Annotated in this window: 7 protein-coding genes and 6 pseudogenes; 2 read left to right on the top strand and 11 right to left on the bottom strand. The window is 65.3% G+C overall.

Annotation, left to right across the window (positions count from 1 at the left end; genetic code table 11):
- Positions 1 to 123: 123 nt before the first annotated feature.
- Positions 124 to 2,862, top strand: a complete 2,739-nt coding sequence (mutS, locus tag ACFLEY_RS45895; protein ID WP_060909484.1) for a DNA mismatch repair protein MutS — start codon at positions 124 to 126, stop codon at positions 2,860 to 2,862.
- Between the two features lie 11 nt (positions 2,863 to 2,873).
- Here the strand turns inward: mutS and ACFLEY_RS45900 are convergent.
- The 10 genes and pseudogenes from ACFLEY_RS45900 to ACFLEY_RS45945 all read right to left on the bottom strand — a co-directional run.
- Positions 2,874 to 3,485, bottom strand: a pseudogene (locus ACFLEY_RS45900) (PAS domain-containing protein); the annotation flags it as partial.
- Between the two features lie 387 nt (positions 3,486 to 3,872).
- Positions 3,873 to 4,682, bottom strand: coding sequence for a hypothetical protein (locus ACFLEY_RS45905; protein ID WP_211434113.1), 810 nt, complete (start codon positions 4,680 to 4,682; stop codon positions 3,873 to 3,875).
- A 219-nt stretch (positions 4,683 to 4,901) separates the two neighbouring features.
- The gene (locus ACFLEY_RS45910) at positions 4,902 to 5,411 is read right to left on the bottom strand and encodes an OsmC family protein (RefSeq protein ID WP_027542149.1); all 510 of its coding nucleotides are present in this window, start codon (positions 5,409 to 5,411) and stop codon (positions 4,902 to 4,904) included.
- Positions 5,412 to 5,466: 55 nt separating this feature from the next.
- Entirely contained in the window at positions 5,467 to 6,252 is a 786-nt protein-coding gene (locus ACFLEY_RS45915; protein ID WP_060909486.1) for an ABC transporter ATP-binding protein, read from the bottom strand.
- Positions 6,253 to 6,255: 3 nt separating this feature from the next.
- Positions 6,256 to 7,086 (bottom strand): annotated as a pseudogene (locus ACFLEY_RS45920) (ABC transporter permease); the annotation flags it as partial.
- 261 nt (positions 7,087 to 7,347) lie between these two features.
- A pseudogene (locus tag ACFLEY_RS45925) lies at positions 7,348 to 8,112 on the bottom strand (aliphatic sulfonate ABC transporter substrate-binding protein); the annotation flags it as partial.
- Positions 8,113 to 9,180, bottom strand: a complete 1,068-nt coding sequence (locus tag ACFLEY_RS45930) for a hypothetical protein (RefSeq protein ID WP_253580090.1) — start codon at positions 9,178 to 9,180, stop codon at positions 8,113 to 8,115.
- A gap of 158 nt (positions 9,181 to 9,338) precedes the next feature.
- Positions 9,339 to 10,034 (bottom strand): annotated as a pseudogene (locus tag ACFLEY_RS45935) (recombinase family protein); the annotation flags it as partial.
- A gap of 13 nt (positions 10,035 to 10,047) precedes the next feature.
- Positions 10,048 to 10,200 (bottom strand): hypothetical protein, encoded by a 153-nt coding sequence (locus ACFLEY_RS45940; RefSeq protein ID WP_396604456.1) that lies wholly within the window; start codon positions 10,198 to 10,200, stop codon positions 10,048 to 10,050.
- A gap of 374 nt (positions 10,201 to 10,574) precedes the next feature.
- A pseudogene (locus ACFLEY_RS45945) lies at positions 10,575 to 10,778 on the bottom strand (aliphatic sulfonates ABC transporter substrate-binding protein); the annotation flags it as partial.
- Between the two features lie 188 nt (positions 10,779 to 10,966).
- Here ACFLEY_RS45945 and ACFLEY_RS45950 point away from each other — a divergent pair.
- Positions 10,967 to 13,756 carry a [protein-PII] uridylyltransferase gene (locus ACFLEY_RS45950; RefSeq protein ID WP_038965190.1) on the top strand — a complete coding sequence of 930 codons (2,790 nt, stop codon included), beginning with the start codon at positions 10,967 to 10,969 and terminating at the stop codon, positions 13,754 to 13,756.
- A gap of 141 nt (positions 13,757 to 13,897) precedes the next feature.
- Here the strand turns inward: ACFLEY_RS45950 and ACFLEY_RS45955 are convergent.
- A pseudogene (locus tag ACFLEY_RS45955) lies at positions 13,898 to 14,427 on the bottom strand (methylated-DNA--[protein]-cysteine S-methyltransferase).
- Positions 14,428 to 14,460 lie beyond the last annotated feature (33 nt).

A 14,460-nucleotide genomic window follows, 5' to 3' on the forward strand; every position in this document is an offset into this window, starting at 1 on the left:
CATCCCGGAATGACGACCGAAGATGAGGCGCGCTTATCCCGCCATACGGACAGCGTGGAAAACCTCGCTTCCCCGGCCAAACCGATAGGAGCGCGGGACGAAATTTTGTAGGTTGCGCCGCCCATGACGATGCAACAGCCGATACCCGTACCGCCGCCCGACGAAACGCCCGCGCCGCAGGCGGAAGCCGCCGCGCGCGTCACGCCGATGATGGAACAGTACCTGGAGATCAAGGCGGCGCATCAGGGCCTGCTGCTGTTCTACCGGATGGGCGACTTCTACGAATTGTTCTTCGAGGACGCCGAGATCGCCTCCAAGACGCTGGGCATCGTGCTGACCAAGCGCGGCAAGCACCAGGGCGCGGATATCCCGATGTGCGGCGTTCCGGTCGAGCGCGCTGAGGATTATCTGCACCGCCTGATCTCGGCCGGCCACCGGGTCGCGGTCTGCGAGCAGACCGAGGATCCCGCCGCCGCGAAAGCGCGCGGCAACAAGAGCGTGGTGCGCCGCGGCGTGGTGCGGCTGGTCACGCCCGGCACGCTGACCGAGGACACGCTGCTCGATGCGCGCGCCAACAATTACCTGCTGGCGATCGCGCGCGCCCGCTCGTCCACCGGCGGCGACCGCTTCGGGCTCGCATGGATCGACATCTCGACCGCCGAATTCATGGTGACGGAATGCTCGGGCGGCGAGCTCGCCGCAACGCTGGCACGGATCAATCCGAACGAGGCGATCGTCACCGACGCGCTCTACAATGACAACGAGCTCGGACAGACCTTGCGCGAATTGCCGGCGGTGACGCCGCTGACCCGCGACGTCTTCGACGGCGCCACCGCCGAGAAGCGGCTGTGCGACTACTTTGCCGTCGCGACCATGGACGGGCTGGCACAGCTGACCAGGCTCGAAGCGACGGCCGCGGCCGCCGCCGTCACCTATGTCGACCGCACCCAGGTCGGCAGGCACCCGCCACTATCACCGCCCGCGCGCGAAGCCTCGGGCGCGACCATGGCGATCGATCCGGCCACGCGCGCCAATCTCGAGCTGACGCGGACGCTCGCCGGCGAGCGCCGCGGCTCCCTGCTCGATGCGATCGACTGCACCGTGACCTCGGCGGGCTCGCGCCTGCTGGCGCAGCGGCTGGCGGCGCCGCTGACGGATGCGCCGGCGATCGCGCGGCGGCTCGACGCGGTCGGCGCCTTCGTTGCCGATTCGGCCGCGCGCGAAGACATCCGCAGCATCCTGCGCGGCGCGCCCGACATGTCGCGGGCGCTGGCCCGTCTCTCGGTCGGCCGCGGCGGACCGCGCGACCTCGCGGGCTTGCGCGACGGCATCATCGCCGCCGACCAGGTGCTAGCGCGGCTCGGCGAACTCGACCAGCCGCCGCAGGAGATCGCGGCGGTGATGGCGGCCTTGACGCGACCATCGCGCGAGCTCGCGGCCGAGTTTGCGACAGCGCTCGACGAGCAACTGCCGCTGATCAAGCGCGACGGCGGCTTCGTGCGCCAGGGCTACGAGCCCGCGCTCGACGAAGCCCGGAACCTGCGCGACGCCTCGCGCCTCGTGGTGGCCTCGATGCAGGCCCGCTACGCCGACGACACCGGCGTCAAAGGCCTCAAGATCCGGCACAACAACGTGCTCGGCTATTTCGTCGAGGTCACCGCGCAGCATGGCGACAAGCTGATGTCGGCACCGCTCAACGCGACCTTCATCCATCGCCAGACGCTTGCGGGCCAGGTCCGCTTCACGACCTCCGAGCTCGGCGAGATCGAAGCCAAGATCGCCAATGCCGGCGACCGCGCGCTCGGCCTCGAGCTCGAGATCTTTGAGCGGCTCTGCGCCAAGGCGCTGGAGATCAGCGACGACCTGCGCGCCGCCGCGCAAGGCTTTGCGCTGCTCGATGTTGCGACTTCGCTGGCCAAGCTTGCAGTCGACGAGAACTATGTGCGGCCGGAAGTGGACTCCTCGCTCGGCTTCGCGATCGAAGCCGGCCGCCATCCCGTCGTCGAGCAGGCCCTGAAGCGCAACGGCGAGCCGTTCATTGCCAATGCCTGCGATCTCTCGCCGGCGCCCGCGCAAAAATCCGGACAGCTCTGGCTGCTGACCGGTCCCAACATGGCTGGTAAATCGACCTTCCTGCGCCAGAACGCGCTGATCGCACTGCTGGCGCAGATCGGCAGCTTCGTGCCGGCGACGCGCGCCCGCATCGGCATCATCGATCGCCTGTTCTCGCGCGTCGGCGCCGCCGACGATCTCGCGCGCGGCCGCTCCACCTTCATGGTGGAGATGGTCGAGACCGCGGCGATCCTGAACCAGGCCGGCGAGCGCGCGCTCGTGATCCTCGACGAGATCGGCCGCGGCACGGCAACCTTCGACGGCCTCTCGATCGCCTGGGCCGCGATCGAGCATCTGCACGAGAGCAACCGCTGCCGCACGCTGTTCGCGACGCATTATCACGAGCTGACCGCGCTCTCGGCCAAGCTGCCGCGGATGTTCAACGCCACCGTGCGCGTCAAGGAGTGGCAGGGCAATGTCGTGTTCCTGCACGAGGTGCTGCCGGGCTCGGCCGACCGCTCCTACGGCATCCAGGTGGCAAAACTCGCAGGCCTGCCGCCGGCCGTGATCACGCGCGCCAAATCCGTGCTGGCGAAACTCGAGGCGCAGGATCGCGGCCAGACCGCGCGGGCCCTCGCCGACGACCTGCCGTTGTTCGCCGTGCCCTCACGCGCCGCCGCGGAAGCCGCGCCGCCGAGCGAGGCGGAGCTGCTGATGGACGCCGTGAAGGCGCTGCACCCCGACGAGATGTCGCCGCGCGAGGCGCTCGACGCGCTGTATGCGTTGAAGGCCAAGCTGCCGAAGCAGTAACGGCGCCGTATCTGGTATTCGCCGCGGTTGAGCGCGGCCCAGAATTCGCGATAGGCGCCGCCGTCACGCTCGGACTGAGCCACGAACAGGCTGTGGTGCTTGCCCTCGATCTCGGCCAGCGAATAGCCGAGCGCCTTGCAGAAATTCTCGTTGGCCGTGACGACGGTACCGTCGAGCTTGAACTCGATCACGGCCTGGGCGCGGCTGATGGCGGACACCTTGGAGGCTTCCGTCATGGCGCGGACCTTCTTGGCGGTGATGTCGGTCGCGATCTTCACGACCTTGACCGGCTTGCCGGCATTGTCGAGCACCGGATTGTAGGACGCCTCGATCCAGACCTCGCGGCCGCCCTTGGCAATTCGCTTGAATTCGGCGGCCTGCGGCTCGCCGCGGTTGAGCTGCGCCCAGAACGCCTTGTATTCGGCGCTGTCGCGCTGGTCGGCCGGCACGAACATGGCGTGCTTCTTCCCCTTGATCTCGTCGAAGGAGTAGCCGAGCGCCTTCAGGAAGTTCTGGTTGGCCGTAAGAATCGTGCCATCCATCGCAAACTCGATCACGGCCTGCGACCGGCCGATGGCGGCGAGCTGTGCGTCTGCATCACTGCGGGAGTTGCGACCAAACATCAAAGAATCTCCATCTCGAAACAACACCGATCGGGACGTGCCCGTCGGAACCAGGGGATGTGACCGCGCGGCAGCGATGCCGTATTCCAATCAGCGGTTCCCGCAGGTCCGATCGCTTGAATTGAGATCCGCCAAAATATACGCGGGCGGTGTCGGACGCGGGTATGCAAGTTGATTCGTACGGGAAAAGCTCGAACAAAGTTCTAATAGAAATGTCGGAAAGCAGCAGCCGGGGAAAATCACCGGTGCACACGGCGCCCCGCGGCGGTCTCGGCCCGAATTTGAAATGACATTTGTCATTCAACGGCTTGCGGGACGCCGCGCTGATTGCTCGAATGAACTAGCCGCAGATATGTCTTCGACATCATTTCGCGTTCATCCGTAGTCTCACGGCTTCTGCCGAGCCTTGTGCATCGCGCGCCGGCCGATCCCCCACAGCGTCAGGTTCCAGGTGACGCAAGTGCCGAGCGCAAGACTCAAGCCGACGGCCAGGCCGAACTGCACCACCGCGACGTGCATGACGGCGACCGCCATTCCGAATCCGAGCAGACCCCAGGCGGAGTTGGCGAGCACGGCGGCGGTCGGCGGACCGCCGATGCGCGGATGCAGGATCACCATCATGCTGGAGAACACCACGGGATACAGCGCGATGATGCCGCTGATGCGGGGGCCGACCCAGCTGGAAGTCGAGACCACGATGGCGACGAGGGTCGCGACCAGCGCAGCCCGCATCGGGACGTCGTACCAGCGCCGCGTCACCAGCGGCATCTTCACGTGGCGATAGCCTGCGAGCAGCGGAATGCAGATGCCGAACGCGATCAGATTGGCGGCAAGCCCGGCGGTGAGCGACCAGTCGAACTGGCGGATGATCGAGGCCAGCCCGATCCACACCGCGACGGCGCTGCCGCAACTCACCGCGAGATTGTGCCGCTGCGACAGCACGACATAGGTGAGGCACCTGAAGATGGTCGCCGCGTTCACCGGCAGGCTCGCCAGCGCGCCCTGCGCGATGAAGGCGGCGTCATGGTCGATCGCGAGGAAGACGTAGGACGGACCGGCCGAGACCGGCAGGGTCGCGATCAGCGCACCGATCACCGGACCCGAGCGTTCGGTGATGATCGAGGCGGTCACGACGAACGCCGCCGCGATCGCCATGCGCAGGAGCAGGAAGAGGATGAAGTGGAGCTCGGGGGACATTTTTTGTTTGTCGTGCCGGACAAGCGAAGCGCAGATCCGGAAGGAAGGCATTCTGTCCGTCATTCCGGGGCGCGCGAAGCGCGAACCCGGAATCCATAGGCACAGGGCGTAGTGATTCGAGAGCTGGAGCTACGACCGTCCGAAATCACGACGGCCTGGGGTTATGGGTTCCCGCCTCCGCGGGAACGACACCAATTGTAGAGCAGCGACTCTCGCGTCTCACATCCGCTGCATCGACACCGAAACCTTCGGGCCGTTCTTGATGGTCTGGTAGACCACGCAATAGCGCTCGGTGAGCTTGAGCAGCAGATCGAGCTTGTCTTGCGGCGCCGGCGTGTCGACCTCGAAGCGGAGGCGGATCTCGGCGAAGCCGACCGGCGTCTCCTTGTCGACGCCGAGCGTGCCGCGGAAATCGAGATCGCCCTCGGCATAGACGTTGCCGGTCTTGAGTGGCACCTCGATCGCAGTCGCGACCGATTTCAGCGTGACGCCGGCGCAAGCAACCAGCGCCTCGAGCAGCATGTCGCCGGAGCAGAGTTCGAGGCCGGAGCCGCCGGTGGCCGGATGCAGGCCGGCAAGCGCGATAGCCCGGCCGGTCTCGACCTTGCAGGCGATGCCGTCGCTGTCGGTCGAGCCCTTGGCCTTCAACGTGATCAGCGCGGTCTTGGGATCGGTCTTGTAGCGTTCCTTGATCGGGGCCTGCATCTGGCGCAGTTGGGCAGCGTCCATTTTCGTTCTCTCCCGGAAAAATCGCCCCTCGATGTACCGGCTTGAGGAGAAATTGTCACCACCACATGGCCTGACCGGGACCCTGGGTTGCGTCACGGTCGGGCACGCTGCGGTCGAGCGAACGGTCGAGTGACGTCAGCACACTTCGCTTGAAGTTCTCGAACAGCGGCGAATTGCGGTCGCGCGGCCGGCCCAGATTGATCTCGATCTGGTCGAACAGGCGGCCCGGCCGCGGCCGCATTACCAGCACGCGATCTGCCAGCACCACGGCCTCGTCGACGTCATGTGTGACGAGGATCAAGGTCGGGCGCGTGTCGGCCCAGAGATCGAGCAGATGATCCTGGAGATCCCTGCGGGTGAATGCGTCGAGCGCGGAGAACGGCTCGTCGAGCAAGAGCACCTCGGGCTGCGGCACCAGCGCGCGGGCGATCGCGACGCGCTGCGCCTGCCCGCCGGAGAGCTCGCGCGGCCAGGCCTGCGCCTTGTCGGCGAGCCCGACGCGCGCGAGCGCGCGCGCCACCTTCTCGCGCCGCTCGGCCGCGGGCAAATCGGCAAGGCCAAAGCCGATATTGTCGGCGACGCTGAGCCAGGGCAAAAGCCGCGGCTCCTGGAAGATGATGCCGATCTTGGCGTGGGGCGAGGCGATCGCCTCGTCGTCGAGCGTCACCGTGCCTGAGCTGGCGCGATCGAGGCCGGCGATGGCGCGCAGCAATGTTGATTTGCCGCAGCCGGAGCCGCCAATAATGGCGACGATCTCGCCTTGGCGGATCGCGGCCGAGAAACGCGCCAGCGCCTCGACGCCGTTGGGATAGGTCTTGCTGACCCTGTCGAGCACGAGCATCGCGCTACCGAAGCCGTCCTGCCAGCGCAGGAAGGGCGCGGACCCGACCTCGATCAGCCAGTCCGTGAGCTTGCCGAGCATGGCGAAGATCACGATCGCGGCGAGGATCTGCGCGGGCTTGCCGAGCTGCTGGCCGTCGAGCAGGAGATAGCCGAGACCTTCGGACGCCCCGATCAATTCGGCCGCCACCACGAACATCCAGCCGAGACCGAGGCCGACGCGCAACGACACCACATAGGCCGGCAGCACCGCGGGCAAGAGGATGCGGCGGATCATCGCCGGGCCGGAGAGGCGGAAGGTGCGCCCGACCTCGACGATCTTGCGATCGACCGAGAGGATGGCACCCATCACGCCGAGATAGACCGGGAAGAACACGCCGACCGCGATCAGCGCGATCTTCGATGTCTCTAAGATACCGAGCCAGAGGATGAACAGCGGCACCCAGGCCAGCGAGGGTATCGCGCGCAGTGCCTGCACGGTCGGATCGAGCAGCCGGCGCGCCAGCGACCAATAGCCGGAAATCGCGCCGAGCAGCGTGCCGGCGACCACTCCGAACGCGAAGCCAAGGCCGACACGCCACAGCGTCGCGGCGATGTGACGGACCAGCTCGCCGGAGCGGGCGAGGTCAGTGATGGTGACAAAGACGCGCGAGGGCGGCGGCACCAGCCGGCCGTTGGACCAGCCGGACCACACCACGAGCTCCCAGCCGAGCGCGAGAGCGAGCGGCAACAGCACACCCAGCACCGGCCGCGCGTAACGCGCGATGCGCGACGGCGCGGCGGCGCCCTCGGCCGGTTCAGAGGATCGTTGCAAGGCAGGCGCGTCGGAGATCATGGTCATAGCAAGCGCGTCTTGTGAGGGAATGCAACAGTGTCGCCACACCCACGACCGTCGTCCCGGACAAGCGCGCCTCAAGCGCGCGCCGATCCCGGATCCATAACCACGGGGAGGAGTGGTTACGGGGATTCGGAGTGACCGCCTTCGCGCAACAACCACTCCCTGTGGTGATGGGTCCCGGCCCCCCGTGCGCAATTGCGCAACTAGGCCGGGACGACGGCGGAGTTTGATGCACGCGCGGCTGCCTCTTCCTGCCGACTAATTCGTCGGCAGCGGAATCTGGTCGTCGATCAGCGCATCCAGCGTCGCCTTCACGTCAACCTTGGCGTCGACGACGCCCGCCTGCTGCAACGCCAGGCCGGCGGCGAGGATCGACTCGCGCTGGGGCGAGCCGATGCGGCTGTGGGTCAGCTCGGTGCGCTCCTTGAGCTGCTTGTCGACGACGGCCTCGGGAAGCTTCGTCACGGCGATGAAGGTCTTCTTCAGTTCGTCATAGTTCGCCAGCGAATATTTGCGCGCCTCTTCGTAAGTGGCGAGCACGCGGCGGGCCACGTCCGGATAGTCCTTCAGGAAATGCTCTCGCACATTGAGGATGCCCCAGGTGTTGGCGTCAGCCTTGCGGTAGAACAGCTTGGCGCCCTCCTCCACTTCGGCCTGCGCCATCATCGGATCGAGCCCGGCCCAAGCATCGACATCGCCGCGGATCAGCGCGGTCTTGCCGTCGGCGTGCTGGAGCAGCACCGGCGTGATGTCCTTCTCGGTGAGGCCGGCGCCAAGCAGCGCGCGCACCAGGAAGATGTGCGGATCGGTGCCGCGCGTCACCGCGACGCGCTTGCCCTTGAGATCCGCAACGCTTGCGATCCTGGACTCCTTGCCCGTCACCAGCGCGGTCCATTCGGGACGCGAATAGACATAGATCGACTTGATCGGGTTGCCGTTGATCTTCGCCACCAGCGCCGCCGAGCCCGCGGTCGAGCCGAAATCGATCGAGCCGGCATTGAGGAATTCGAGTGCCTTGTTCGATCACCCATGTTGATGCCCCTCCTTGTTAGGCTGACAGATTCTTAGATCAAGTTGCGCGATGACGTGGTTTCGAAGGTCTCCGATGGCGTGAAGAACGGATGGTGTATTCGGGAAGAGATAGGCGCCGCTGGGCTGGCGATCAATTAGCAAACGCTTGGTTCGGATCTGAACATAGAGCCAGTTTACTGGAATCTCGAGCCTTCGGGCCAGTTCGGGCGGGCTGAGGTATGAGTCGTCATGCTCCCATCGGCTGCGCTGGGCAGTTACCTTGATGGCGGCGGCACGACGGAGCCGCCCAACGGTGATAGGCAGCACCTTATCGGCGCAACGGGGAGAGCGGTGACCTTCCCGAGTAAGGATTGTGGCGATCTTGTCGTCTGGGACGCCGTCGCGAGCGAGCGTCAGAAGGCGTTCCCGCATCTCTGTGCCTCGCGTCAATCTGGTGACGGAGTTGACGCTCATCTTCACTTCGAGCTCCGTCACGGCGCCTCCCCGCCAGACGATCCTAGCCAGGGCCAAGTCGCGCTCACCGCGGTCGAGAACGACCTTTTCGATGAGACATCGCAACAACGCCTTGCGATGCGCATCCGAGATAGTCTCGTCACCCCATATCTGCGGGAGGCGGCCGGTGAGGCTGATGACCTTGTCGTTGAGCTCCTTGCTTATGGCCACTTGTGTGATGGCTTTGGGCGGCGTCTGTCGGGCAAGCGCCTCTTCGGCGGCGCGCACGTCGTTTAGCGCCGCTTCCCATCGACGCTCGAGTTCCGAGGCGACCAACCGATTATCTGGATCAGCTCGGTTGAACTGCCGTTCGGCGAGCGCCGCCGTGTATCGCTTGCGCTCGAGCTCTCGTTCTGCACTGGAGCGTAGCGCATTGTTCGTCTGCTGCTGCACCCGGCGGGAGCGCGACAAGGCATCGAGTTCGGCCGGCGCTAGTGCGGTTAGGAATGCGTCGCCAACGGCTGCATCGATATGGGCGGCGCGGATGTGTTGGCAGGTTGGCTGACCTTCCTGGGTACGCAGGTGATTGCATACATATTCGCCGCCGCCCTTGTAGCGGACGTACATCTTATGGCCACATCGTGCGCACCAGGCAATGCCGTGGAGCAGGAGCTCGCCATTGCGAGGCGCGCCGCGGGTTTTGATGCGCATGTATTCGGTCGGTTATCTCTGATGACGGATCGGATTTTTTCATAAATTGGCCAGTCGATATAGGCTGGATATCGATCTTTAACGACGATCCGCCACTCCTCCATCGGCCGCGGAGCCTTTTGTGGCAGGGCCCCCTCCCGCTTCGGCGGCCGGAAGCGGGTTCGTCCATAGACAAAGGCGCCCGCGTATGCGGGGTTCTTCAAGATCGCCGCGACGGCAGCCAGCGTCGCGCGCGTCCAGCACAAATCGCCATATCGATCACGACGCGGCAGTTCCAGGTCACGCTCGTTCAACGCTCGCATGACCTTGGCAACGCTGCGCAGCTGCAGGAATAACTGGAAGACGAGACCGAGCCGCCCTTGCACGGCCATGTCGGGATCCTTAACGACCACACCGCTCGGGTCCCGCATCAGCCCGATTGGCAGCATAACCGCAAGTTCGCCGCGTTCGGCTTTGGCCAGCAGGCCGGCGGTCAGCCGGCTGCGGATCGTATGTAGCTCAAGCTCGGAGATCGAACCCTTCAGCCCGAGAAGCAACCGTCCGTTGGGAGTGCCCGGATCATAGACACCATCGCGGTCGGCGATCAGGCAGCCACGTAGACCACAGATATCCAGGAGCGGATACCAGTCGGTACAATTACGCGCCAAGCGGGTCACGTCGATCGACAGGATGAGTCCCACTTCACTCAGGCCAACACGGCCAACGAGTTCCTTGAAGCCGTTACGCTGTGCTATAGACGCGCCGCTCAACCCGAGATCGGCATCAATCACGTCGATGGCCGCCTCACGCCATCCGAGTTCGCGGGCGCGCTGGGCGAAGCGCGTATTGAAGGCGCAGGCTCTCCTGATTGCTTACGACCTGATGGGGCGTCGACTGCCGGATGTAGACTACGGCTTTGCGCGCCAAGTGGCTTGGTGTGACCAGCTCGGACTTCATGAGGGATCTCCGCCAAAATTGCGGCGACGTCTTCGACGATCTGGCGTCGGAGCGCGGGCGTCAGCGTCGACCAAAGATCGGCTGGATCCATGCTCATGTGCGTCGGGACAATCCGCTGTCGATAAAAGCTCGAGTAGAGCCTCCATACTCAGCTTAATCTGATTTGCCTCTTGCTCATAATATTCGATTGCGGTTGCTTGAATCAGAAGACTGCTTCCTGCGCGATACTCAACTTCATACGAAGCGGGAATGCCTCGGCCTCGCTGACCGATCTTCCTAATCACTCGATATGAGCGCCCCCACAAAGGATGGTGGGGGTCCCGAACCTCGACCACCTCCGGAAATGATTCGTCAGACTCACTATCAGGGACAACGGCCGATTGCACCCAGGTGATGGTGATGCCGTCCTTGGCGAACTCCTTCTCCAGCAGCCCCTTCTGCTTCAGCACCAGCGACACCGGATTGTAGGTCGCCCAGTCGATGCGGATTTCCTTGAGCGGATCGGCCGCCCGCGCCGCGGGGGTCATGGCGAGCGCCATCGCGCCCACCAGCAGAATGCGTCGTGTCACCTTGGTCATGCCCGCCATCCTCAAAAACTTCATTGTTTTTCAATGAGTTATATCTAGAGGTCAACGAGAAAATCCCACCCTTGAAAGCGGGTCGCCCGAGAACAACTTTGCCCGATGCCGGGCTTTTCAAGCATGGAACGACTATTGCCAGCGAATGGCGGGTGACAGCGCCTGTCACCTCTTATATCCGGTGTGACATGGACAGCGTCACGACAGAGCACAAGCAAGAGGTGGACGATCGCTTCGACACCGCGCGGATCACCGCCGCGGTCGATGCGCTTGCTGAAAAGCACCAGGGACGCGAGGACGCGTTCCGCACGGCCATGGCGCAATTGCTCAAGGCCGAGCTGATCGCGGCGCGCGCCGCCGCGCAGGCGATCCTGCTGAAGGACCGCCATGGCCGTCGCTGCGCCGAGCGGCTGTGCCATGTGCAGGACGAGATCATCCGCATCCTCTATTCGGCGGCGACCCGCCATCTCTACCGCTCGCCGATCCCGAGCGGCGCCGAGCGCATGGCGGTGGTCGCGACCGGCGGCTATGGCCGCGGCCTGATGGCGCCGGAATCGGACATCGATCTGCTCTTCATCCTGCCCTACAAGCAGACCGCCTGGGGCGAGCAGGTCGCCGAGGCGATCCTCTATTGCCTCTGGGACATGGGGCTGAAGGTCGGACACGCCACGCGCTCGGTCGACGAGTCGATCCGGCAGGCGCGCGGCGACATGACGATCCGCACCGCAATCCTGGAGACGCGCTTCCTGACCGGCGACCAGCCGCTCTATGACGAGCTGGTCGAGCGCTTCGACAAGGAAGTGGTGCAGGGCACCGCGTCCGAATTCGTCACCGCAAAACTCGCCGAGCGCGAGGAGCGGCACCGGCGCGGCGGCCAGTCGCGCTACCTGGTCGAACCCAACGTCAAGGACGGCAAGGGCGCCTTGCGCGACCTGCACACGCTGTTCTGGATCGCCAAATACGTCTACCGCGTCCGCGACACCGACGAGCTGGTCGAGCGCGGCGTGTTCGACGCGCAGGAATACCGCACGTTCCGCCGCTGCGCCGATTTCCTGTGGTCGGTGCGCTGCAACCTGCACTTCTACTCCGGCCGCGCCGAAGAGCGCCTGTCCTTCGATCTCCAGCGCGAGATCGCGGTCCGGCTCGGCTACACCTCGCATCCCGGCATGCAGGACGTCGAGCGGTTCATGAAGCACTACTTCCTGGTCGCCAAGGAAGTCGGCAACCTCACCGCCATCCTCTGCGCCAAGCTCGAGGACCAGCAGGCCAAGCCCGCGCCGGTCCTGAGCCGGATGATGGCGCGGCTGCGCCCGACCCCCGCGAAGCGGCGCGTGCCTGACAGCGACGACTTCATCGTCGACAACAACCGCATCAACGTCGCCGCGCCCGACGTCTTCAAGCACGATCCGGTCAACCTGATCCGCATCTTCCGCCTGGCGCAGAAGCACAACCTCGCCTTCCACCCAGATGCGATGCGCGACGTGACGCGCTCGCTCGGCCTGATCAACGCCCAGCTTCGCGAGAACCCCGAAGCCAATCGGCTGTTCATGGAGATCCTCACCTCCGACAACGCGGAGATCGTGCTGCGTCGGATGAACGAGACCGGCGTGCTCGGCCACTTCATCCGGGCCTTCGGCAAGATCGTCTCGATGATGCAGTTCAACATGTATCATCACTACACCGTCGACGAGCATCTGATCCGCTGCGTCGGCTTCCTCCAGGACATCGAGCGCGGCGGCATCGAGGAATTCGCCGTAGCCAGCGACCTGATGCGCAAGATCCGGCCCGAGCATCGCTCGGTGATCTACATCGCGACGCTCCTGCACGACGTCGCCAAGGGCCGGCCGGAGGATCACTCCATCGCTGGCGCCAAGGTGGCGCGGCGGCTCTGCCCGCGGCTCGGCTTCAGCCCGGCCGACACCGAGCTCGTGGCCTGGCTGATCGAGGAGCATCTGACCATGTCCACGGTCGCGCAGTCGCGCGACCTGTCGGACCGCAAGACGATCGAGAATTTCGCTGCCGTGGTGCAGTCGGTCGAGCAGATGAAGCTGCTGACGATCCTCACTACCGCCGACATCCGCGGCGTCGGTCCCGGCGTGTGGAACGGCTGGAAGGCGCAGCTGCTGCGTTCACTGTACTACGAGACAGAACCGGTGCTGACCGGCGGCTTCTCGGAAGTCGACCGCGGCAAGCGCCTCACGGCCGCATACGCCGAATTCCGCAACGCCTTCGCCGAATGGCCGGCGGACGAGCTCGACGCCTATATCGCCCGGCACTACCCGGCCTACTGGCTCAAGGTCGAGCTGCCGCGCAAGATCCGCCACGCGCGCTTCGTCCGCTCCAGCGAGCAGGCCGGCCACAAGCTCGCGATCAATGTCGGCTTCGACGAGGTGCGCGGCGTCACCGAGCTGACTATCTTCGCGGCCGACCATCCCTGGCTGCTGTCGATCATCGCGGGCGCCTGCGCCTCCGCCGGCGCCAACATCGTCGACGCCCAGATCTACACCACGACCGACGGCCGCGCGCTCGACACGATCTCGATCTCCCGGGAATACGACCGCGACGAGGACGAGGGAAGGCGCGCCACCCGTATCGGCGAGATGATCGAGGACGTGCTGGAAGGCAAGCTGCGCCTGCCCGAGGTGGTGGCGCGGCGCACGGTGCGCAGCAAGGCACGGCCCTTCGTGATCGAGCCTGAAGTGACCATCAACAACCAGTGGTCCGACCGCTACACCGTGATCGAGGTATCCGGCCTCGACCGGCCCGGCCTGCTCTACGAGCTCACCACCGCGATCTCGAAGCTCAATCTGAACATCGCCTCCGCCCACGTCGCGACCTTTGGCGAGCGCGCGCGCGACGTGTTCTACGTCACCGACCTGCTCGGCGCGCAGATCAACGCGCCGACCCGCCAGTCCGCGATCAAGAGCGCGCTGACCCATGTGATGGCCGGCGACAAGGCGGTTCAGCCCGCGGCGTGACGGCGGTCGCGCGCACCTCTCTCCCCTCGTCATTCCGGGGCGCCGCGCAGCGGCGAGCCCGGAATCCATCGAGCCACTGGTGACGCGGATAAATGGATTCCGGCGCTACGCGCGCCCCGGAATGACCACGGGAGTGAGAACCTAGACCTCCACTCCCTCGTGCCGCAGCAGCCAGCGCTTACGCTCGAGCCCGCCGCCGTATTTCACCAGCGAGCCGTCGGCGCCGATCAGGCGGTGACAGGGCAGCACCACGCTGATCGGGTTGGAGCCGTTGGCATGGCCGACGGCGCGAATGGCCCTGGGCATGTCGATCCTTGCGGCCAGCGCGCCGTAGCTCATCGTGGTGCCGGCGGGGATTTGCGCAAGCGCGGTCCAGACCTTTTATGGAACGGTGTGCCGGCGATGCGCCATGCGATCGCTGATAGCCTTCCGAGGTTACCTGCGAAGTAATCCGACAGCGCGGCCTTGATCGCTGCCGGCGCGGAGCGCTGGCTCAGATCCACCGCGCCGTAGTGCAGGCGCAGCAGCTCGCGCATGCGGTGCTCGTAGTCGTCCCAGTCGAGCGCACGCAAGGCGCCCTCGGCATCGGTGACGAGCAGGGCGGTTCCGATCGGCGTCGCCAGACGATCGAGGCCGAAGCGTTCCGGCAGGCTGGTTGATCGAGCGGCCATTGCGACTCCATCACTTCAAATCATGGGATCGCA

The organism is Bradyrhizobium sp. YCK136 (assembly GCF_044570075.1).
In the GTDB taxonomy this organism is placed as follows: domain Bacteria; phylum Pseudomonadota; class Alphaproteobacteria; order Rhizobiales; family Xanthobacteraceae; genus Bradyrhizobium; species Bradyrhizobium diazoefficiens.